This window comes from Photobacterium rosenbergii, assembly GCF_003026455.1.
In the GTDB taxonomy this organism is placed as follows: Bacteria; Pseudomonadota; Gammaproteobacteria; order Enterobacterales; family Vibrionaceae; genus Photobacterium; species Photobacterium rosenbergii.
Genome location: NZ_PYMB01000003.1, coordinates 473,489 through 494,255, shown reverse-complemented (window position 1 = coordinate 494,255; position 20,767 = coordinate 473,489). Strand labels below are relative to the sequence as shown.

Sequence of the window (20,767 nt, the reverse complement as noted above, 5' to 3'; positions counted from 1 at the left end):
AATCCCATTCTCCTATGCACCTACAGTTGTTAAGGTTTTCAATACAATAAAAAATATTGGAACCTTTTTAGATGAAAACCAAGCGATCCAAAATTGCAGTGACTGTGGCTGCACTGGCAACGGCAGGTGCCATTTCTTTCTATACACTTTCCCCTGATAGTTTCAATTTGGAACGCTCTTCTACCCAAACTTTTCGTACCGAACAGGTGACAATTGGTAATGTTAGTAACCGTGTGAGTGCCACGGGCTCGCTCACAGCTGTTAATGATGTTGTTGTCGGCGCCCAGTTATCAGGGCAGATTATTAAGATCCATGCGGACTTCAATGACACCGTAGAAGAAGGCCAATTGTTGGCGGAGATCGATCCTGAATATTTCGCGGCAAAAGTAGCACAGGCCCAAGCGCTAAGGGACAAAAGTACAGCTGATATTGAAGCCCAAAAACTGGTAATAGAGCGTGCAAAGCTCAATTACCAGCGCTCGGTGAGGGAGCTGTCGCGATCCCGCACTCTTTATAACAACAAAAGTATCTCTGAAGATGCGCTTGATGAGATTGAAACTAACTCCAAGCTGAGCAAGCTTGACTGGGAGCAAAGCGCTTCGCAGTTAGCCATCCTTAAAGCGACTAACGATGCGAACGAAGCCAGTTTGAAGCAAGCGCAGATTGATTTGGACCGTACCCGTATCGTTGCACCTATCTCAGGTTTTGTGATCAACAGGACGGTTGAAGCCGGTCAAACCGTGGCTTCCAGCTACAACACACCGGAGCTCTTCACACTGGCGAAAGATTTGTCTGAGATGGAAATCGAAGCATTTATCGATGAATCTGATATTGGCTTGGTGAAGCTGGATCAGGGGGTGCAATTTTCTGTTGATGCTTACCCTGAACGCCAATTCAATGGCAAAGTGAGCCAGATCCGTAAGGCTCCCCAAGATAATAGCGGCGTGATCAGTTATATCGTTATTGTTTCGGCACGTAACGCCGACAACAGTTTGCTACCGGGAATGACGGCAAATCTGGATATTTCCATTGAAAGTATCCGTGATGCTCAAAGAGTCAGTAATGCTGCGGTGCGTGCCGCCAGCCGATACGCGCCGAGTAACCAGCAGAAAGGGGGGCGAGGAGATTTCCTTTCCCGCTTCGAACATCTTAATTTAACCAATGATCAAAAAACCGAACTGAAAAAAGCGATGCCAACTGCGTCTCCAGGTCAGGGCGGGCAGTCAAATACGGCAATGAGACAACAGCGCCAGCAAATGCAGAAAGTACTGTCTTCGATTCTGACAGCCGAGCAACGTGAGCTGCAAAGAAGGATCCGCAACGGTGAGGTCAAGGTAGGTCCGCTGCTGGTACTCAAAAACGGTGAGCTTGAAGTTATCCAGGCAGAATTCGGTGTGAGCGATGACAGTTATTCATCGGTATTGAGCCCAGATATTTCTGGTATGCAAATCGTCACTCAGGTAAGGGATAACTAATGGACGCCGCTATTACTTGTCGAGCGCTGAGCCATAGCTTTCCTGTTGGTGAAGAGCGGTTTCAGGTGCTGGACAATATCAGTTTTCAGATCATTAAAGGTGAGATGGTGGCGATTATCGGGCCATCTGGGTCGGGAAAATCGACTTTGATGAATGTGATTGGCTGCTTGATGACGCCAGAGCAAGGCGACATCGAGATCCTTGGCAATCCGACACCTGCAATGACCAAAGACCAACTGGCTGAAGTTCGGCAAAGCCATATTGGGTTTGTGTTCCAGCAGTTTAACTTGCTGTCACGTACCAGCGCATTGGATAACGTCAAAATGCCTTTGATGTATCAGGAGCAAAAAGTCGTGGATGCCGACGAGAGGGCGAAATACTGTCTCGAACTCGTTGGCTTGGGAGATAAACTGGGTTCACACCCAAATCAACTCTCTGGAGGCCAGCAGCAGCGGGTTGCGATTGCAAGGGCAATGATTAATCAGCCGGATATTTTACTTGCTGATGAGCCGACAGGGGCACTGGACAGTAAAACCAGTGAAGATATTGTTGAGTTGTTCAAAGAGCTTAACCGCAAGGGTCAGACGATTGTTATTATTACCCACGACAATGAGGTAGCCGCGCAGGCCAGTCGTATTTTGCACATCAAAGACGGCAAGTTGGTCAAGGATCAGCAGAACCGTCTGGAGGCCATCGCATGACGACCTTGATAACGGCATTAACGTCGCTGCGAACACATTTGTTGCGCTCTATCCTGACCACGCTGGGTATTATTATCGGTATCAGTGCTGTGGTGATTATGTTTGCCCTTGGTGAGGGGGCCCAGCGAGAAGTCGAGAAACAGATCGAGAGCCATGGCACCAACCTATTGATGGTTAGGGCGGGTGCTATCCGCAGTGGCGGGGCATCGTCTGCCGCTGGGGCAACCAACAGACTTTCTATGTCTGATGTTACGCAAATCAAGGCTGAGATCCCGGAAGTGATTGCTGCAGGTGCGAATGTACAAGGGCAGGCACAGGTAGTTTTTGGCAACCAGAACTGGAATACCTCCATCCAGGGTACCAATGCAGACTACCTGACAGCCAGTAACTGGGAAATCTCTCAGGGCATGGCGTTTACCGATGAGGATTTGCGCCGCAATGCCAAGGTTGCCCTGATTGGGACAACTGTTGCCAAGGAGTTGTTTGACCATCCCGATCTTGCACTCGATGAAGTGGTTCGTATCAATAAAGTGCCGCTGAGGATCATCGGTATCTTGGATGAAAAAGGGCAAGATATTCGCGGCCAGGACCAGGATGACTTGATAATCTTGCCACTTACTACCGCTAACCGCCGGGTAATTGGCCGTAATGACAATAATGCTAACCGTGTCAGCCGCATTACATTGTCGGTCGAGGACGAAAAAGACATGGATATGGTAGCGGAAGAGGTCGAGCGACTGCTGCTGCAAAAGCATCGTGTCGCCTCTCACCTGCCAAGTCCCTTTACCATTATGAACCTGACAGCCATGCTGCAGACCCGCGCTGAGGCCAACAAGGTCTTTTCTTTGTTGCTTTCAGGGGTTGCTGGTGTTTCTTTGCTGGTGGGGGGAATAGGGGTGATGAATATTATGCTGGTCAGTGTGACGGAGCGTACCCGTGAGATTGGTTTACGTATGGCAGTAGGTGCGAAACCTAAGCATATCCTCACTCAGTTTTTGATTGAGAGTGTGGTGTTATGCTTGCTCGGGGCCTTTATTGGTATTGTCTTGTCACTGCTTGCGGTCTTGGTGCTTCAGCATGGTTTAGGTTGGCAGATGGTGGTGTCGCCTATGATTATATTAGTGAGCATTACTGCAACCGCCATGATTGGGGTAGGGTTTGGCTTTTATCCTGCTTACAAAGCGTCACAGCTCGACCCTATTGAAGCCTTGAGGCATGAATAGTCGCCTGGATAGTGTGTAATACCAAGGGAAATGGCTGGTGATTGATTACCAGCCATTTTTGTTGTCTGCCCAAGCAGATACAAAAAAAGCGCCATAAAGGCGCTTTTTAATATTGAGTATGAATCAACGGCTATTAAGCGCGTTTGAAGTCCATGTGCTCAACTTTTGGCTTGTACGCGTGACGCTGGATGTCTTGTGGCTTAACAGCAACTTCTTGACCGTCGATCACTAGAACGATACCTTCGTAGAACTCAGGCTTGTCCATCTGGTTGATCACTTCGTCGTGGTTTAGCTCGATAGATACAGGAGCTGCTTCGCCACCGTAAACGATTGCTGGGAATTTACCTGCGTGACGTAGGCGGCGGCTCGCACCTTTACCTAGGTCAGTACGTACTACTGCTTCAAATTTCATGTTAAATACTCTTTCAATTAAATTCACTGAGTAATGCGACCTTACTCAATGTCGTAAAAACGAGCGCGAATATTAGCAGCGATCCTAGTATGCGGCAAGTGAAAAAATCATACCTTTTATTCAATGACTTAAAAATTAGCCGATTAGCATGAAAAGGCACTTTTCAGCATAAAAGCCGAGCGTTTGCGATAGGGGCGAAAAACTATAACAAAAGACTTTATAGAAAGTCAGCCTTAAACGCTAATTTGGACGAAACTCATCCTGCATCCAATTAAAAAGAAAAATATATATGATAATGATAGTAATTCTCGTTTGTATTTGTAATAATCCTTGCCAGTTTCGTTACCAACTAAAATATAAATAAGCAGGGAATATGAGTTACAAGCTTACTTTAGTAGCAAGTTCAGTGGTACTTGCGCTTTCACCTTCACTACACGCTCAAGATGAGTTTTCAGTATTTGATGAAGTCGTTGTTTCAGGGACTCGCTCTGAGCAAAGCATCAAAAATATCCCATCGTCAGTATCGAAAGTGTCTTCTGAAGATATCGAACAAAACTTGGCAACTGATGTTAAGCAAGCGCTGAAATACGAACCGGGTGTACAGGTAAATGGCCAAGGCCGATTTGGTATGGAAGATTTTACCGTTCGCGGTATGAGCGGCAGCCGAGTGAAGGTGCTTGTAGATGGAGTGGAGCAGCCTGCATCTTACAATCCTGGTGCTGACGTGATGCGTAAAAACGCCAATACGTTTGAAGTTGATACACTGACTGCGATTGAAGTGAATAAGGGACCAACCTCAACACTTTACGGAAGTGATGCCCTTGGCGGCACGGTGTTGATGCGCACCAAGAACCCGGAAGATTTATTAGGTGCTGGTGATGATACCCACGTTGGCCTAAAAACAGGTTACGCCAGTGCTAATGATGAATATAAAGCAACCGTCGAAGTTGCAAATCGCACCGGCGATGTTGAAACCATGGTGATTTACACTTATCGCGACGGTAATGAAACTGAAACCCACGGTGATGGGGCAAACATCAATGGACCTGAGCGTGGTGCTGCAGATCCACTGAGTTATGAATCGCATAATGTGCTTGGTAAGATTTTTTATCAGATCAATGAAGATCACCGCGTTGGTTTAACCGGTGAGTTTTACACACGCGATCAGAAGGTAACCACATTGAGCCGTGAAGGCTACGACGGTGGTGGTGGCTTTATGCCGGGCTTTGTCTACACCAACGTTAAAGGTGATGATAAGGATGATCGCTTACGCCTTGGTTTCGAGCATGAATGGCTAGCTGGAAACGTCGCATTTGACACCTTGGAGTGGAAGCTAAACTGGTCTAAGAGTGAAACAGAACATAATAACTTTGATCATACCGATACCTATGGCAACCGTAACCGCTCCCGATCTGGTACGGATGAAAGTTTGCAGCTTGATGTTCAAATGCAAAAAGAACTGCAACTGGCAACAAGTCGCCATGAGTTGACTTACGGTCTTGCAGCGTCTGACGCATCATTTGAACTGGATTACACCGATTACTTTTTGGATTCAGGCACCAATCAGCCAGGCTCCACAGAGGTTCCAAAATCTGATCAGGAGAAGTGGGCTGTATTCGTACAAGATCAGATGTTCCTAATGGATGAGAAGTTGGTTGTGACAGCAGGTCTTCGCTATGATGATTACAAGGCGAAGCCGGACTCATCTTCTGGCCTTGAAGAGCACAGCAGCGATGCACTAACGACCCGACTAGGTGCTGTTTATCACTGGAATAACAACTTCAGTACATATGCTCAGTACAGTGAAGGTTTCCGTTCTCCAACAATTTATGAGCTTTACTACGATAAAGACAATGCCGCACACGGTTACAAGATTGTCTCTAACCCTAATCTGAAACCGGAAGAAAGTCAGTCATATGAAATTGGCCTGCGTGCAAACAATCGTCTGGGTGCACTTGAGCTGGCAGCATTCTACAACGATTACGATAACTTTATTAAGTCAAAGACTGAGGAAGTAAACGGTATCGATGTGACGACTAACGAGAACATCGATAAAGCACGTATCTATGGTGCAGAGTTCAAAGGTAGCCTATGGCTAGATGAAGCCTTTGGTGTGCCAATGGGGACATACGCTCGCCTGTCGATGGCTTACTTGGATGGTGAAGATAAAGAAACAGGTGACACGCTTGATACGATTGCGCCGTTCACCACTGTTGCTGGCGTTGGCTACGATGCCCCTTCAGAGAACTGGGGTACGGCTCTGACTGTTACTTCTGTTGCTGCTAAGGATGAGTGGGAAGATAGCGATAACCTTAAGGCGCCAAGCTACACGGTTGTTGACTTGACCGGTTACTACCGTCCAACTCAGGATCTGACGTTACGAGCAGGCCTGTTCAATGCCTTTGATGAGAAGTACTGGCAGTACCAAGATCTTGAGGGTACAACAGCATCGACGGAGGGTATCGACCGCCGTACACAGCCTGGCCGTAACTGGGGTATCAACCTAGATTACAGTTTCTAATTCTGTAATGACTAAATTAAAGGTCTAGCCAACATGGCTAGACCTTTTTTATAGGGATAGTTTGGGGATATTAGAATGTCAGGGTCATTTGGGCAGAGACGCCGTAATTGTCATCCTTGCCAACCTGTGCACCCAAGTCGATACCCAGTAAACCAAATGGGCGGAAGCCCAAACCAAGGGTAGCTAAGTCATCGGCATAGTCAGTCATACTGTGCATATAACCCATACGGACTTGTGACCAGCCCCAAGCATCAAACTCTACACCTAGACGCGCATATTGGGTTTTGTAGCTATATTCTTTGAAATATTTCTTGGCATTTAGGTCAACATCAGCGGCAAGGTTTACCCAACCTCGGTTATGCGCAACGCCTAGCACGTATTCGGGGTTAACAATATAGGTTGCATCCATACCCTGCTGAGGGTTGGCTTTGAGAGTTTGTTTGATAAGATTGCGGCCTGTTAGACCAACCATTGTTTTATCATTGAGTTGGTATGCGGCACCGATATCAACATTGAAAGCTGATTTCTCAACGTATTCATCAGCCCAGTCAAAATCTTCGTCATCAAAATCATCGACGGCTTCTATGTAGTTGACGGCGAGAATGCGTTGGTACTTTGGCGAAATACCTAGATATAGCGGTTTGTCGTTTAGCTCAAACTCTTTACCAAAGGTAAAACCGATATCGACGGTCGCACCACCAATGGCTTGTCCTCGCGAATTGAGTTCTGCATTTGAAGGGTCATCCAAGGTTAAGTCATTTTCATCAACATCAAATGCCGCTATTACTGAAACTTGTGACTTAACAAAAAAGTTTGTACTTAAGTAGCGGTTTGGGATAGCGAAAACCATCCCTAAGTTTGCTTCAGCATTCACGGTCCCATCGTCCAGATCACGGAGTGCATTTCGCCACTGTTCTAGAGCCTCCTCGCTTGGGTCTGAGCCAAGGTTGTCATCCAAATCTTGGAAATGATCAAGTTTATCTATGGTGTTATCACCATCATGAACTCTGGCGCCAACCATTGGAAGAATCATGCCAAATGAGTCGCGCTCACCATAGGCAGCGCTTAAGGCTGGGTTATGGAAGCTGGATGTTAGATAGTTTGCCGAGGCGACCCCTGTACCTCCCATACCAACACTTCGAGTATCAAATGCTGTCATTGCATTGGTGGTCAATGGCGTGGCAATTGCTAGGAGCGGAAAAATAACCTTATTAAATTTCAATGCTTTACCCCTGATTCATTATTATGTGTTATGAGTCGGGGCATTCTAATGATTGAAAAAGTCATATCTATGTTTCCTTGTACGGAAACTAAACAACTAGATAGCTTTAGCCATTGAAAGAGTAAGTTAATATTTGAGTTTGTAATTTAATCGATGCCGTGTAACGAAAAGTAAGCTGTTGCACGGCTTAAGTGTTTGATTATTATTTGCTTTGATATTGATCCAAGTCGAATAGCTTGTCGCGAATCGCCCAGAAGCGGCCGCTCTTGCGGGCAATAACGATTTCCGGCGGACGGAAGCGATGCTCGTTGTTGGCCACTTTGGTTGGGGCAGTGTCGGTGAAGGGGCGGTGGCGATCGGCGAGATGCGGATTGACAAATTTCTTCATGAAATTATCTTTTTGCCCTTTGGTCGACAGAGGCCACACTTCGCTAATTTCGGCACCTTCATCACCGATATAAATGACTTTGAGCTGGGGTTTGCCAAATTTGTTTTTGCCGGGTTCAAGGCGCAGATCATGACAGTTCATGATCATGGCATCTTTGAGTTTCAGGGCATCACGCAGCTTTTTGTCAGGGTCAACCATCACTGCATCACAGACATTACAGCGCCTTGCAGCGATGTCGTTATCTGCACCGCACTCTTCGCAATATTTAGCCCTGAACCGGTAACCGCATTCTTCCCGCTCACCGGTATCGTCATCTTCGAAATATCCCTGGCAACGGCGGCCATAATGTTCAATTAGGAACCCGGCAGGATCGAGTTTGCCCCAAAAGCTGTTTTTGAAACCGCAGGCCGGGCAGGGCACCATGATAACTTCACTGTCGCTATTTGGTTTAGGGTCGCCGACTTCAGGTTGGTATAAGTCATAGCAGTTGCCCGCATACTCCAACACTAAGCAGTCTTTTTTGCCTTCGAAAAGGCGTAGCCCTCGGCCAACAATCTGTTGGTAAAGGCTAATGGATTCAGTCGGGCGCAGAATAGCAATGAGGTCGACATGGGGGGCATCAAAGCCGGTGGTTAACACCGACACATTGACTAGGTATTTGATCTCCCGTTTCTTGAACTGCTCGATAATACGGTCACGCTCGTCAAGTGGGGTATCACCAATAACCAAGGCAGCATTCTCACCTTCAAGGTAGCCCATAATTTCCTTGGCATGGTTGACGGTAGAGGCAAAAATCATGACTCCACGGCGGTCTTTGGCATATTCAATCACTTGATCGATGATCATCGGGGTGGCTCGGCCAGACTGCTCAATCACGCTATCAAGGTCTGCTTCTTTGTAGCGACCATTGTTGCCGGGCTTAAGTTGGGAGAAGTCATAACCCATCACAGCCATGTCCATCATTTTAGGCTCGGTCAAGAAGCCCTCATCCAACAGGTAGCGGATAGGAAGTTCGAAAATACAATCCCTGAAGAAACGCTCTTGCTCGGTACGGACTTGCCCACGGGTATGGTATTTGTAAATCCAGCCCATTCCAAGACGGTAAGGGGTGGCGGTGAGGCCAAGGATTTTTATGCCGGGGTTGATTTTCTGGACATGGGAAATCACCCGGCGGTACGCGCTGTTTTCATCATCGGGGACACGGTGGCACTCATCGATAACCAGTAGAGAAAACTCATTGGCAAACTGGTCGAGGCTATTCACCATAGACTGTACCGAGGCGAAGACGACCTGCTTATCCGTTTCTTTCCGTCCCAGACCTGCTGAGAAAATCGACGCTTTGAGGCCATAGCTTTCGTATTTGCTGTGGTTTTGCTCAACCAGCTCTTTCACATGGGTTAGCACCAGGACACGGCCTCGGGCAATACGGGCAAGCTCCGCTACGACCAAGCTTTTACCTGCCCCGGTAGGTAGGGCTAGTACTGCAGGTGTGGCGTTCTTTCTGAAGTAATGGATGGTCGCATTGACACTGTCTTGCTGGTAAGGGCGAAGCGTATACATAAGGGTGTAGTGGCCAGAGCAAAAAATACTGTGTAAGTGTACAGGTAGGGAGGATGAAAGAAAACACCCGCCAACAAAAGCTTGTCAGCGGGTGTGATATACAGAATAAGAGCTTAAGAAGCGATGTTTAACGGGACTTCTTGTGGAGCAATGATTTTGGTCATCATACAGAATTGGCGGCGAGGCACAAAATCATGCTTTTCGTAAAACTTACGTGCACCCTTGTTGCCAATATTTACCTCAAGGGATAGCGCATGGACCCCGGCGGAGGCGGCATGTGCTTCTACCTGAGGGATAAGGTCCGTGCCGATCCCTTGCTGGCGCCATTCCGGCTTGAGGTAGAACTGGTCGATTAACCCGACGCGCCCCCCGTGCTCGAGGCTGAAGCTGTAACTGATGATGATGTGGCCAGCAATAAGCTTTTCACCATCGTTATCGACTTCGATAAACCAAGCTTGTCCTAACTCAGGGTTAGTAAGCAGATGCTGGATAGCCAGTTGAGTTTGTTCTTTCTTTTTTGGCAGTACTTCATAGTCAAAAAGCTCCTCAACCAAACTGAGTAGCATATCCATTGATGAAATACTTGGCGCAACAAGTGAGATGTTCATATCGTAACCTTCACAGTTAGTCGGTATAACCAATGCGTAGATGATACTTGTTATACGTAACTATTGCCTGAATACGTCCATTGAATTTTAAAGATACATCGAAAAATGTTCGAGACTTTGAGGTTAGTTACGTTCTGAGATTTTGCACTGAACTTTTGGGATCAAATTGTTTCACGAAGAGGCGCTTCGTGGATTCTTTGTTCAGATGCTTCTATTTTAGCCCATAACAAGAAAGGGATAATGCCCAAGGGCGCTAGACTTGATATGATACGCGCTTTTGTACCATCTGGAGCCAACCATGAGGCTTGATAAGTTTCTTAGCACGACACTTGGAATTACCCGTAAAGAAGCCGGTAAGCTATTAAAAAACAAACAAATTGAAGTTAACGGCGAGATTGTTAAGAACGGTTCCCAGAAAGTGACCGATGACTGCGACGTTGAGTTCAACGGTCGTACGTTACGTTTTGAAGGTCCACGTTATTTTATGCTGAACAAGCCGTCAGGGTTTGTGTGCTCCCATGTTGATGATTTCAACCCGACAGTGTTTGTCCTGCTCGACGTTGTCAGCCCAGAAAAAATGCACGTAGCAGGCCGTCTGGATGGTGACACCACTGGTTTGGTGCTGCTTACCGATGATGGACAATGGTCGCACCGTATTACCTCGCCACGCCATGTTTGTGAAAAGGTCTATTACGTAGAGACAGCTGATCCTATCGCCCCGGAAACCGTTGAGCAATTTGCCGAAGGTGTGCAGCTGCGTGGCGAAAAGGATCTGACTCGTCCTGCCAAGCTAGAAATCCTCGATGAGAAAGCAGCCTTGATCACTATCTCAGAAGGCAAGTACCACCAAGTGAAACGTATGTTTGCCGCAGTCGGTAACAAAGTGGAAGCCTTGCACCGCGAACAAATCGGTAGCGTCGAGTTAGATGAAGATCTCGAACCGGGCGAATACCGCGCACTCACTTCTGAAGAAGTGGCCTCTTTTACCAAGTAACACTTTTTCTGCGATTACCCGAAGAGGGATCATGCTAGTGATCCCTCTGCTTTCTATACTTTTCACCATTATTTTCAGCCCAAACCCTATGACATGACAGAAACGCACTATTTCCTAGGGGGAAAGAGTGTATTCAGTTAATTCATCGTACAATATAAGTCTTTGACTTTTCCCAGCACTACAGAGAACACATGACTGCGACAGACAGCCAGAAACTAAGTATTCAACTCATTATCATATTGGGGGCAATTGGTGCACTCACACCGCTGGCCATTGATATGTATCTTCCGGCGATGCCAACGATCGCGAAGGATTTGATGGTCAATCCGGGTTTGGTTCAGGCGACGTTGACTGCCTATACCGCCGGTTTTGCTATCGGGCAGTTAATTCATGGCCCGCTTGCTGACAGTTATGGCCGTAAGCCTATTTTGATTGTCGGCATTATTCTGTTTGCCATTGCTGCCGTATTCTGTGCTGTCTCTGGAGACATTATCGAGCTGACATGGATCCGTGCCGCCCAGGGTTTTGCTGGAGCAGCGGCTGCGGTGATTATCCAAGCGCTGGTACGCGATATGTTCGAGCGTGAAGATTTCGCACGAATGATGTCATTTATTACCTTGGTGATGACAGTTGCCCCTCTTATTGCCCCTATGCTGGGTGGTTTTCTGGCTGTGTGGTTCGGCTGGCGCTCGATTTTCTGGGTATTGGCCTTGTTTGCCGTTGTGATCGGTTTGGCGGTTGCGACTAGAATTCCCGAGACCTTGCCAAAGGAAAAACGTCTGCCTTTCCATCTTGGCTCGACGTTACGTAACTACGCCAAGATGTTGACCACACCGGTGGCGGTGGGGCTGGTATTCAGTAGCGGCTTCTCTTTTGCCGGTATGTTTACCTTCCTGACCGTTGGCTCATTCGTCTACATTGATATCTACCATGTGAGTACCCAGTACTTTGGCTTGTTGTTTGGCCTGAATGTGGTGTGTTTGATCCTGATGACCAGTATCAATGGCCGAATGGTGAAAAAGGTTGGTTCACACTGGATGCTACGATTTGGCCTGACTGTACAGTTAATCGCCGGTCTTGGCTTGGTTTGTGGCCAGCTGTTGGGTCTGGGCTTGTGGGGTGTAGTGATCCCTGTCATGCTATTTGTCGGAACCATCTCAATTATCGGCAGTAACACCATGGCATGCTTACTTGCTCGCTATCCTCATATGGCGGGTACGGCCTCATCGTTGGCGGGCACCTTGCGTTTTGGTACGGGTACTGTTGTCGGCGGGCTGGTGGCATTGATGCACAACAACACGCCGTGGCCGATGGCAATGACAATGGCTGCCTGTGCAGTACTTTCAGCCTTGTTTTATTGGTTCCTTTCACGAGAAGCATAAAGGTTATCAATGGCTACGTTTTATCAAGAAATCTATAAGGTTGTATCACAAGGTCTGCAAGAGCTGTCAGACTCACAGCAAGCTGGGAAAACCCCGAAAAACCCAGTAAGCGAGACCCTGTACCTCAATGCTTGGGTGACCAAGGTTATCAAGCAGCAGCGCTATGACCATGTGGTTGGCAAGACACTGGTTGATTGGCAGAAACAGGCGCGAAGCATGGGTAAGAATGCCCAGCTCAAGAACCAGTTCGAGCAAATCAAATCTTGCTATGAAGGGATCCCTCAAGATGGCGAATCCGCTGACACAATCCAAGCCAATAACTTGAATGATGCCCAGCTAAAAGCACTCTACGAGCAACTGGATGAGCAAGACTGGCTGGTTACCACAGAGTATGAGGTTAACCGTAAAGTGACCCACCATACCGATGGTCAGGCGTCGCTTGTTGTGTGTTCAGCCCAGTATGCTGCAGCTTTCGACGAGGCAGGGGAGATGGTCAAACCGTTGTCCTTGTTTGTTCGCGGTGATATCCGTGCCTTGATTGATCTTGCCTATGCCCAAGGCATGCTCCTTTACAAAGTGACGGACTATAAATCGATTGTGAAATACCACGGCGAGTACAAGCTGTTCCCGTGTAACGCAGGTACTCATTTGCCTGAGTTGCCAAGCAATCAGTAAGCTAACGCTGCCTGCACATCATTACAGTAATGCCAAACGGGAACCTATCGGTTCCCGTTTTTGTATCCATTGCCTCTCGTAAAACCTTCACCATTGCTTCATGTAAGTGACATGTTCCGCCGTTAACTTTGTGTGCATTGATTTTGCACGCGCGTGCAAGATTTCAAAACACACTCACATACCAATGCCGTTTAGTTGAAGACGGAACAAGGAGCGAATTCCATGCTGCAACGCACATTACTGGCGACTGCCATGATCGGAGCATCATTCACCACTATTGCCGGAGAACTCGTTATCGCGGGTCGCGACAGTAGTTATGGCCAAGCCATGCAGTACATTGTCGACGAATACAAAAAGGAAAACCCTGATGCAAAGGTGACCTTGGTTCAGCGACCAAACAATGGCCTCTACGAGAGTATTGTGTTGTCTATGCGAGAAAAGACGGGTAATTACGATGTGGTCTTGATGGATGACACCTGGGCGCCGGAGTTCATGGCCAACCGTTGGCTAGCTCCTTTGTCCGAGGCAGTGGTTGATAACGATTTTGTCAAAGCCCCTTTTGATATTGGCCGCTACCCTGATGCATCTGGTGATCTCTACGCGATGCCGATGGTTGGTAATGTGGCAATGTTTGCCTGGAACCGGGCGACTTTTGAATCCCTTGACCTGGCTGAACCAAACTCATGGTCTGATGTACTTCAGGCTGCTGCAAAAATCGATGCCGCATCCGAGACCAGCGGTGTGGTTTTCCGTGGCGTGAAGGGGAACCCGATCGTGACAGGATTCTTGCCAATTTTATGGGGCTACGGTGCCGATGTGGTAGGTAGCGATGGCAAAGCAACGCTCAATACTCCCGAAGCCAAGCAAGCGCTTGAAACATTCTTGGCAATGAAGCAGTACGCCCCGCGAGGTGTCGATGTGTACAACGCGGATGAAGTTCGGGATTCGCTGCAAAAAGGTACTGCAGCAATGGCGATAGAAGTTTGGCCGGCATGGGTGCCAAATCTCGATAACCCTGACATGTCGGATGTTGTCGGTGATATGGAAATTACGGCACCGCCTGCCGAGGTTGGTGCGCCTGCACCTATGCTGGGTATCTGGCAGCTGGCCGTTCCGGCAGATTCGAACAACAAAAAAGAAGCAGAAGCCTTCCTGCAGTTTGCAACAAGTCCAGCTATCCAGAAAGCACTAGCACTGGAACACGGTATGCCGCCAACACGTGAAAGCGTCTACTTGGATGAAGAGGTTGTGGAGAAATACCGTTGGTACCCGCAGCAGGCAAAAGCCCTGACAACGGGCAAGGCCCGCCCTCGCATTCATAACTGGGCAGAGGTGGAAAGCGTATTGGGAGACTTCCTGCAAATGGCCATGATGGGCCAGATGACCGCCGAGCAAGCCCTGAACCAAGCACAGCGTCGTATTGAACGCATTATCAAAGTGTAATTTAACCCCTGTCGCTGCCTCGTGGCGGGGCAGCGATTGGGTGTTAGGTTACTAAGGTGTCTTATGTTATTTGAAAACCGTAAACAGTTGGGTTTATTGCTGGCTCCAGCTCTGGTCATTCTGGGGCTGCTGACGGTTTATCCCATCTTGAGTGTGATTTATAACGCTTTTGGTGAGGTGGATTACGCCAATCAAACCTATCAGTTTGTCGGCATTGCTAATTTTACCGAGCTACTGGAAGATTTTTTCTTTATATCAGCAATCAAGAATACCTTTGTTTTCACCCTTGTTGCTTCTATTGCTCAGGTCTTGCTGGGGCTTTATTTGGCCTTGTTGTTTCAACGTCAGTTTCCGGGCCGCAAATTCGCTTTACCGGTGATAATTTACCCGATGATGTTATCGACCTTGGTGTGTTCGTCTATCTGGCGTTCTTGGTATCACTATGACTTTGGTCTACTGAACAATGTACTGGTGGGTATTGGGTTACCCGCCCAAGAATGGTTGTTTGATCCTAATCTTGCTCTTTATGCCATCGCCTTGGTTGACACATGGCAATGGACGCCGATGGCTTTTTTGATCATCTTAGCTGGCCTGCAGTCAATACCGAAGGATATCGGTGAAGCTGCAATGGTTGATGGGGCCAAAGGCTGGCGCAACTTTGTTTATATCACTTTGCCTTTGGTACAAAAGCAACTGATGCTAGCACTGTTGCTTCGCTCGATCGATACCTTCAAGTTGTTCGATAAAGTCTATGTCATGACAGGGGGCGGGCCCGGCAATGCGACTGAAACCTTGTCGATGTTTGTTTACAAGTATGGCTTCCGCTTTTTCAACCTTGGGATGGCAAGTGCTGCAGCCTTGGTGATGTTGGCCATCTCTTTAGCCATGACCCTGTTCTATGCCCGCAAAGCACTGCAAGGAGGTAAGGCATGAACCGTTTTGTCCATTCGGTGCTGGTTTGGCTGGCAGTGGGATTGTTTCTTTTGCCAATCATCTGGATGTTCGGTACGGCATTCAAACCACCGGGAGAAATCCTGCGTTCGGGAGCTTCACTGCTGCCATCCCAACTGAGTATTGAGGCCTTTAAGGCCTTATGGGAGGGTGATTTCCAAATATTGATCGGCAACACGGTATTGATTGCGCTTTCGGCAACCATGGTGTCTGTGATTGTCGCCTTCTTTACTGCCTATGCACTGGTCCGTTACCAGTTTCCAGCCAAGCTCGATAATGTGTTTTTGCTGTTGGTATTGGTGATTAAAATGATGCCGCCAATTGTTGTTGCTATCCCTCTGTATTCATTAATGAATCAGCTGGGCCTGCTCAACAGTAAACTGGGTCTTATCCTAGCTTATCAAGTGTATACCCTACCGTTTTGTATTTGGATGCTGCTTGGCTTTATCCGCGATATTCCGCTGGAAATCGAGGAGGCAGGGGCAATGGATGGCGCCCATTTGTTTAACCGCCTAGCGCATATCGTGTTCCCGCTATGCGCACCTGGCTTGGTGGCTACAGCCATTTTCGCCATGATCCTTGGCTGGAATGAGTTTCTGTTTTCGCTGCTGTTCATCCATACCCCGGATAAATTCACCATCCCGCTGTTCATTTCTAACTTCATGACTGAAGACGGTACCGCATGGGGTGAATTAATGGCTGCCGGAATTGTTTCATCGCTGCCAATGCTGGCGCTGGCGGGCTATATGCAGCGCTATTTGCTGCGTGGCTTTTCGATGGGTTTGAAATAAAGAGAAGAAGAAAATGACGAAATTAGCAATTAACAACCTGAAGAAAGCTTACGGCGACAATTTGGTGATCCCAAGTGTTGATCTGGGGATCAATGACGGTGAGTTTGTGGTGTTTGTGGGGCCATCGGGCTGCGGTAAATCGACCTTGCTGAGGATGATCGCAGGCCTCGAGTCAATCAGTGGCGGTGAGATCAAGCTAAATGGTAAGTGCCTTAATGGGATTCACCCTTCAGAGCGGGAAGTGGCTATGGTGTTCCAGTCTTATGCCTTGTATCCACATATGACCGTCGAGAAGAACATGGGCTTTCCGTTGAAAATGGCTGGTGTCGATAAGTCAGACATTAGCAAAAAAGTCAAAGAGACAGCCAGTCACCTGCAACTCGAGGCGCTATTGAACCGCCTTCCTGGGAAACTATCTGGTGGCCAGCGGCAGCGGGTTGCTATTGGACGGGCGATAGTCCGTGACCCTGAACTATTCCTCTTTGACGAGCCATTATCTAACCTCGATGCCAAGCTTCGAGGGGAAATGCGTGTCTACCTCAAGCAACTCCATCAGCAACTCAATGCGACCATGGTTTATGTGACCCATGATCAAGTTGAGGCGATGACGCTAGCCGATAAAATTGTGGTACTCAACAAAGGTAACATCGAACAGGTTGGCGCACCGGAAGAACTCTACAACCGCCCGGTAAACCGTTTTGTTGCCGCTTTTATCGGTACACCGGTGATGAACTTCCTGCCACATACTGCTCTGGGTATGATTGCACCGAATATGCCAATTCCCGAAGGAGTGAAAAGTATCGGACTTAGACCGAACCAGATAGTCGTAGATCCAACCGCTTATGATTGCGAAATGACCATCAATGTGGTTGAGCCACTCGGCCATGCCAGATTGTATTACGGTGAATTGGCCGGAGAAACCTTTGTCGTTGAAAGCGAAAACGCATACGCTCAAGGTGACAAGTTACCATTGAGCCTGTCGAAGTCGGTTTGCCATTATTTTGATCAGAAAGAACAAAGGATCGAAAGGTCAGAGGTTGCCAATGCCGCATGACTTTTCTTTCCGGGTTGTCGGTAGCGGTGATGCCTATGACAGCGAACGGACTAATGCCAGTTTGCTGGTGCAGCAGTCCGATTTTTCGCTGTTGATTGATTGCGGGCCGTGGGTGCCTAAAGAACTTCTGGATGGCTTGCTGGAGCCGAATCAGTTAGATGCCATTTATATAACCCATAGCCATCCCGATCATTGTTCGGGGCTGACGACGCTGCTTAACTGGATGGATGCCAAAGGGCGCAAGAGGCCGCTGACTATTGTTGCGCAGCGAACCCAATGGGAGGTGCTAAAGCCTTTGGTTGAATTTGCCTATTGGCCACTGGCAGCGCTGGGGTTTGAGGTTGACTGGTGTGACAGCCTAAGTGTCGAGGTGATCGGTCCTTGGGCGGTTGAAGTCGCTCCGACTCAACATGCGGTGTCAAACCTTAGCGTGCAATTGAGGCTGCCCTCGGGGCAGGCGCTATTTTATTCCGGTGACGGTAAACTTCTGGAGCAGGGAAGAAATCTGGCTGCACAGTCCGATTGGGTGTTCGTTGAATGCGAGACCTTGGCAAGCCATCCTAGCCACGGCTCTTGGCAGGAAATAGAGGCTTATTCTCGCAAGCCCGGAAGTTCATGGTGGCTTTATCATATTGACTCACAATGTCGTGAGGTATTGAAGGCACAGGTACAATCGAAGATCGGGTTGGATGTTGCTGAAGATGGATATATTTTTAAAGGCATTGAAAAGAAGGACTATTTAATCTTCCATGAATAAAAAGGTTACAGCATCGGATGTTGCGGAATATGTCGGGGTATCGCGTTCAGCGGTATCCCGGGCGTTTACCGAAGGGGCAAGCATTAATGCAACGAAACGGGATCAGATATTGAAGGCTGCACAAAAACTGGGGTATCAGCCCAACTTTTTTGCTAGGACCTTGAGTACACCTGCACAAAAGGCCCGATCGAATTTGGTCGCGATATTGATAAGTGATTTCTCCAATCCTTATCAGTCCCATTTGTTCGAGACATTATCATCTGTGCTGCAGCGCTACGGTAAGCAACCTATGTTGCTCAATGTAAAACAAGCCGAAGATCTGGAGGCGGCATTAATGAGGCTGTCTGGTTATCAGGTTGATGGCGTGATTGCTGTAATGGGTTCATTACCTATCGAAAGTGTTGCCCAGTGCCAGAAATTGTCCCTCCCTTTGGTTACGTTGGGACGCTCGGACCCTGCAGGACAAAGTCCTTCAGTACAAACCGATAACTATTATGCCGGCTTTCTAGCTGCCAACTACTTTATTGAAAAAGGGCTTTCTCGTATTGGGTTTGTTGCCGGTAGAACCGATGGGCAAGCATCGAATGAACGTTTTAAGGGGTTTTACGAGACGCTTTGCAAGAGTGGTATCAGCGAGATTGTTCGCTTGGAAGCAGGCCGCTATGGCTATCGTGCTGGTTATGACATCGCGCAGCAGGAAAGCATGGCTTTGGGTCGGTTGGAGGGGGTGTTTTGTGCATCCGACGCATTGGCATTGGGTTTAATTGATTACTGCCGACAGCAGTTAGGCTTGGCTATACCCGGTCAGTTGAGTGTTATCGGGTGCGACAATGTTCCTCTAGCGGATTGGCAGGGCTACCAGTTGACTACCGTTGCCCAACCCGTCGAGGAAATTGCAGAGCAAGCCTATGTTTGTCTGGAGCAGGTATGGCAGGGCCAGTTAGAAACAAATACCATAGTTCGAATCAAACCGGCCCTTATTGATAGGAAAACGTGAAGGGTGAAACCAATAATGATGCCCCTCTATGGGATTAACCTTAAACCGTCTCGGTTTTCCCTTCTTGTGCCTTGGCCTGACAGCGCTCGACCAGTGCATGGGTCATACCCCTGAAAATAAATAGGTGGGCTGGCATCATGGCAAACCAGTAGAGCAGGCCAGAGAAACCTGCCGGGTGCCACCATGCTCGAATATCGATTTCACGATGGTCGCCCTTGTCTTCGATAGTGAACTCTAACCGGCCCAGTCCCGGTGCCTTCATACCAAATAGCAGAGATAAAAATTGGTTTGGTACTATGTTGATCACTTTCCATGAATCAATTTTATCGCCTAGCTCAAGTTGCTCAGGATCCCGGCGGTAGCGTTTGAGTGCATCGCCGCCGATGGCAAAGTCCATCCATTCCCTTATCCGCCATAGGTAATTGGCGTAAAAGTAACCTTCTTTGCCTCCGACGAGTTGTACCTGCCGCCAAAGTTGCTCGGCAGTGGCATCGGTTTTGAGTCGATACCCCGCTTGCTTAGGGTAATAACCGAAGCCAGGCTGCCAGCGGGCAAGGGCGTCAGGATCAAACCCCCAAATATCACTCCTGACGACTTCATTCTCGTGCCCTAGGCTTTCTTCTACAGATTCGTCATAGCTGAGAAGCCGTTGGGGGATAAGGGACTGTAGGGCATTACCATTGGCTTGCAAGTCATGCCCGAGCCCCCCGATAAGTGCCCGGGCAATGTTAGTTGGTACAGAAGTGACTAGGTGCAGCCACCTCGCTGCAAATTTGGGTGTCAGGAAAGGAACGGCTAAGATCCTGGCTTTTTTACCGATATGTTCGCCAATGGTTTTTAGTTGCTGGGCATAGGTAATGTTTTCCGGGCCAGCAACATCCATGATCTGATGCTTGGTCGGTTTGAAATTGAGCAACTGCAACAAATAATACAGCAGGTTGCGCAGGGCGATGGGGGAGCTTTTTGAATAGACCCATTTAGGAGTGATGAGCAGCGGGAAGTGGTAGACAAAATCTCGCATCACCTCGAAAGCGGCTGAGCCAGGGCCGACAATAATACCGGCTCGTAATTCAGTGATTGGTTTTCCACTGTCCCTGAGAATATCACCGGTGGCTTTGCGAGCCTGGAGGTGATCGGAAGGCTCACCATCAGAGGGTTGCAGGGCTCCTAGGTAAATGACGCGCTCGACGGCAGACGCTTTGAGGGCATCACTGAAGTTATGTGCAGCTTCCAACTCAATATCGATGAAATCATGCCCATGGTTCATACCGTGAACAAGGAAAAAGACACTGTCCACGCCGTCGAGAAGTTCAGCAAGATTATCTGCTTCGTTGAGATCCAAATAATGAACACTGACGTTTTCTATGTCTTGCCAGCCTCGTTTTTCCAACAATTTTAAGTTGCGGCCTGTCGCTCTGACTTTGTAGCCTGCGCTGGCCAATTCGGGCACAAGATGGCTACCAATGTAACCAGATGCACCGACAACTAAAACTGTTTTGTCCATAAACTGACTGCTCCATGTAGCGGGATAAAAACGTCGGAAACAAAGACTGGTTTCCAAACAAAGGTATACAATAAAAATATACAACAGCAAACGGGGTTGTGTAGAGGGA

General features: G+C 48.1%; 18 protein-coding genes. 13 read left to right on the top strand and 5 right to left on the bottom strand.

Annotation, left to right across the window (positions count from 1 at the left end; genetic code table 11):
* Positions 1-71: 71 nt before the first annotated feature.
* From C9J01_RS12085 to C9J01_RS12075, 3 genes are read left to right on the top strand one after another with little or no spacing between them, the layout of a single operon-like run.
* Positions 72-1,475 carry an efflux RND transporter periplasmic adaptor subunit gene (locus C9J01_RS12085; RefSeq protein WP_107298378.1) on the top strand — a complete coding sequence of 468 codons (1,404 nt, stop codon included), beginning with the start codon at positions 72-74 and terminating at the stop codon, positions 1,473-1,475.
* Positions 1,475-2,176: an ABC transporter ATP-binding protein gene (locus tag C9J01_RS12080; RefSeq protein WP_107298377.1), complete on the top strand. Its 702-nt coding sequence runs from the start codon at positions 1,475-1,477 to the stop codon at positions 2,174-2,176. The genes C9J01_RS12085 and C9J01_RS12080 overlap by 1 nt, the downstream gene beginning before the upstream one ends.
* The gene (locus tag C9J01_RS12075) at positions 2,173-3,399 is read left to right on the top strand and encodes an ABC transporter permease (protein WP_107298376.1); all 1,227 of its coding nucleotides are present in this window, start codon (positions 2,173-2,175) and stop codon (positions 3,397-3,399) included. The genes C9J01_RS12080 and C9J01_RS12075 overlap by 4 nt, the downstream gene beginning before the upstream one ends.
* 133 nt (positions 3,400-3,532) lie before the next feature.
* On the opposite strand, the gene rplY is transcribed toward C9J01_RS12075, so the two are convergent.
* Positions 3,533-3,811 carry a 50S ribosomal protein L25 gene (rplY, locus tag C9J01_RS12070; RefSeq protein ID WP_107298375.1) on the bottom strand — a complete coding sequence of 93 codons (279 nt, stop codon included), beginning with the start codon at positions 3,809-3,811 and terminating at the stop codon, positions 3,533-3,535.
* A 373-nt stretch (positions 3,812-4,184) separates the two neighbouring features.
* On the opposite strand from rplY, the gene C9J01_RS12065 reads away from it, so the two are divergent.
* Entirely contained in the window at positions 4,185-6,332 is a 2,148-nt protein-coding gene (locus tag C9J01_RS12065; protein ID WP_107298374.1) for a TonB-dependent hemoglobin/transferrin/lactoferrin family receptor, read from the top strand.
* A gap of 70 nt (positions 6,333-6,402) precedes the next feature.
* Here C9J01_RS12065 and C9J01_RS12060 read toward each other — a convergent pair whose 3' ends face one another.
* The 3 genes from C9J01_RS12060 to C9J01_RS12050 form a co-directional block, all read right to left on the bottom strand.
* Positions 6,403-7,554, bottom strand: a complete 1,152-nt coding sequence (locus tag C9J01_RS12060) for a conjugal transfer protein TraF (RefSeq protein WP_107298373.1) — start codon at positions 7,552-7,554, stop codon at positions 6,403-6,405.
* Between the two features lie 202 nt (positions 7,555-7,756).
* Positions 7,757-9,502: a DNA repair helicase RadD gene (gene radD / locus C9J01_RS12055; RefSeq protein WP_107298372.1), complete on the bottom strand. Its 1,746-nt coding sequence runs from the start codon at positions 9,500-9,502 to the stop codon at positions 7,757-7,759.
* A 113-nt stretch (positions 9,503-9,615) separates the two neighbouring features.
* Positions 9,616-10,110 carry a GNAT family N-acetyltransferase gene (locus tag C9J01_RS12050; RefSeq protein WP_107298371.1) on the bottom strand — a complete coding sequence of 165 codons (495 nt, stop codon included), beginning with the start codon at positions 10,108-10,110 and terminating at the stop codon, positions 9,616-9,618.
* A gap of 298 nt (positions 10,111-10,408) precedes the next feature.
* Between C9J01_RS12050 and rsuA the strand changes: the two genes are divergently transcribed.
* From rsuA to C9J01_RS12005, 9 genes are all read left to right on the top strand, one after another.
* On the top strand, positions 10,409-11,104 hold the full coding sequence (gene rsuA, locus C9J01_RS12045; protein WP_107298370.1) for a 16S rRNA pseudouridine(516) synthase RsuA: 696 nt from the start codon (positions 10,409-10,411) through the stop codon (positions 11,102-11,104).
* A 191-nt stretch (positions 11,105-11,295) separates the two neighbouring features.
* Positions 11,296-12,486: a Bcr/CflA family multidrug efflux MFS transporter gene (locus C9J01_RS12040; protein ID WP_107298369.1), complete on the top strand. Its 1,191-nt coding sequence runs from the start codon at positions 11,296-11,298 to the stop codon at positions 12,484-12,486.
* 9 nt (positions 12,487-12,495) lie between these two features.
* Complete coding sequence (locus tag C9J01_RS12035) at positions 12,496-13,161, top strand: DUF2913 family protein (protein WP_107298368.1); 666 nt, start codon at positions 12,496-12,498, stop codon at positions 13,159-13,161.
* 222 nt (positions 13,162-13,383) lie between these two features.
* Positions 13,384-14,604, top strand: a complete 1,221-nt coding sequence (locus C9J01_RS12030; RefSeq protein ID WP_107298367.1) for an extracellular solute-binding protein — start codon at positions 13,384-13,386, stop codon at positions 14,602-14,604.
* 63 nt (positions 14,605-14,667) lie between these two features.
* Entirely contained in the window at positions 14,668-15,537 is an 870-nt protein-coding gene (locus C9J01_RS12025) for a carbohydrate ABC transporter permease (protein ID WP_107298366.1), read from the top strand.
* Positions 15,534-16,346: a carbohydrate ABC transporter permease gene (locus tag C9J01_RS12020; RefSeq protein ID WP_107298365.1), complete on the top strand. Its 813-nt coding sequence runs from the start codon at positions 15,534-15,536 to the stop codon at positions 16,344-16,346. Before C9J01_RS12025 ends, C9J01_RS12020 begins: the two co-directional genes overlap by 4 nt.
* 13 nt (positions 16,347-16,359) lie before the next feature.
* Entirely contained in the window at positions 16,360-17,400 is a 1,041-nt protein-coding gene (locus C9J01_RS12015) for an ABC transporter ATP-binding protein (RefSeq protein ID WP_107298364.1), read from the top strand.
* Positions 17,390-18,157, top strand: coding sequence for an MBL fold metallo-hydrolase (locus C9J01_RS12010; protein ID WP_107298363.1), 768 nt, complete (start codon positions 17,390-17,392; stop codon positions 18,155-18,157). The genes C9J01_RS12015 and C9J01_RS12010 overlap by 11 nt, the downstream gene beginning before the upstream one ends.
* Positions 18,150-19,154 (top strand): LacI family DNA-binding transcriptional regulator, encoded by a 1,005-nt coding sequence (locus C9J01_RS12005; RefSeq protein ID WP_107298362.1) that lies wholly within the window; start codon positions 18,150-18,152, stop codon positions 19,152-19,154. Before C9J01_RS12010 ends, C9J01_RS12005 begins: the two co-directional genes overlap by 8 nt.
* A 40-nt stretch (positions 19,155-19,194) precedes the next feature.
* On the opposite strand, the gene C9J01_RS12000 is transcribed toward C9J01_RS12005, so the two are convergent.
* Positions 19,195-20,658: a DUF2867 domain-containing protein gene (locus C9J01_RS12000; RefSeq protein WP_107298361.1), complete on the bottom strand. Its 1,464-nt coding sequence runs from the start codon at positions 20,656-20,658 to the stop codon at positions 19,195-19,197.
* Between the last annotated feature and the right edge of the window lie 109 nt (positions 20,659-20,767).

Bases quoted from the DNA above. Each gene is read 5' to 3' on its own strand.
- C9J01_RS12085 (WP_107298378.1), top strand. From the start codon at position 72: ATGAAAACCAAGCGATCCAAAATTGCAGTGACTGTGGCTGCACTGGCA.
- C9J01_RS12080 (WP_107298377.1), top strand. From the start codon at position 1,475: ATGGACGCCGCTATTACTTGTCGAGCGCTGAGCCATAGCTTTCCTGTT.
- C9J01_RS12075 (WP_107298376.1), top strand. From the start codon at position 2,173: ATGACGACCTTGATAACGGCATTAACGTCGCTGCGAACACATTTGTTG.
- rplY (WP_107298375.1), bottom strand. From the start codon at position 3,811: ATGAAATTTGAAGCAGTAGTACGTACTGACCTAGGTAAAGGTGCGAGC.
- C9J01_RS12065 (WP_107298374.1), top strand. From the start codon at position 4,185: ATGAGTTACAAGCTTACTTTAGTAGCAAGTTCAGTGGTACTTGCGCTT.
- radD (WP_107298372.1), bottom strand. From the start codon at position 9,502: ATGTATACGCTTCGCCCTTACCAGCAAGACAGTGTCAATGCGACCATC.
- C9J01_RS12050 (WP_107298371.1), bottom strand. From the start codon at position 10,110: ATGAACATCTCACTTGTTGCGCCAAGTATTTCATCAATGGATATGCTA.
- rsuA (WP_107298370.1), top strand. From the start codon at position 10,409: ATGAGGCTTGATAAGTTTCTTAGCACGACACTTGGAATTACCCGTAAA.
- C9J01_RS12040 (WP_107298369.1), top strand. From the start codon at position 11,296: ATGACTGCGACAGACAGCCAGAAACTAAGTATTCAACTCATTATCATA.
- C9J01_RS12035 (WP_107298368.1), top strand. From the start codon at position 12,496: ATGGCTACGTTTTATCAAGAAATCTATAAGGTTGTATCACAAGGTCTG.
- C9J01_RS12030 (WP_107298367.1), top strand. From the start codon at position 13,384: ATGCTGCAACGCACATTACTGGCGACTGCCATGATCGGAGCATCATTC.
- C9J01_RS12025 (WP_107298366.1), top strand. From the start codon at position 14,668: ATGTTATTTGAAAACCGTAAACAGTTGGGTTTATTGCTGGCTCCAGCT.
- C9J01_RS12020 (WP_107298365.1), top strand. From the start codon at position 15,534: ATGAACCGTTTTGTCCATTCGGTGCTGGTTTGGCTGGCAGTGGGATTG.
- C9J01_RS12015 (WP_107298364.1), top strand. From the start codon at position 16,360: ATGACGAAATTAGCAATTAACAACCTGAAGAAAGCTTACGGCGACAAT.
- C9J01_RS12010 (WP_107298363.1), top strand. From the start codon at position 17,390: ATGCCGCATGACTTTTCTTTCCGGGTTGTCGGTAGCGGTGATGCCTAT.
- C9J01_RS12005 (WP_107298362.1), top strand. From the start codon at position 18,150: ATGAATAAAAAGGTTACAGCATCGGATGTTGCGGAATATGTCGGGGTA.
- C9J01_RS12000 (WP_107298361.1), bottom strand. From the start codon at position 20,658: ATGGACAAAACAGTTTTAGTTGTCGGTGCATCTGGTTACATTGGTAGC.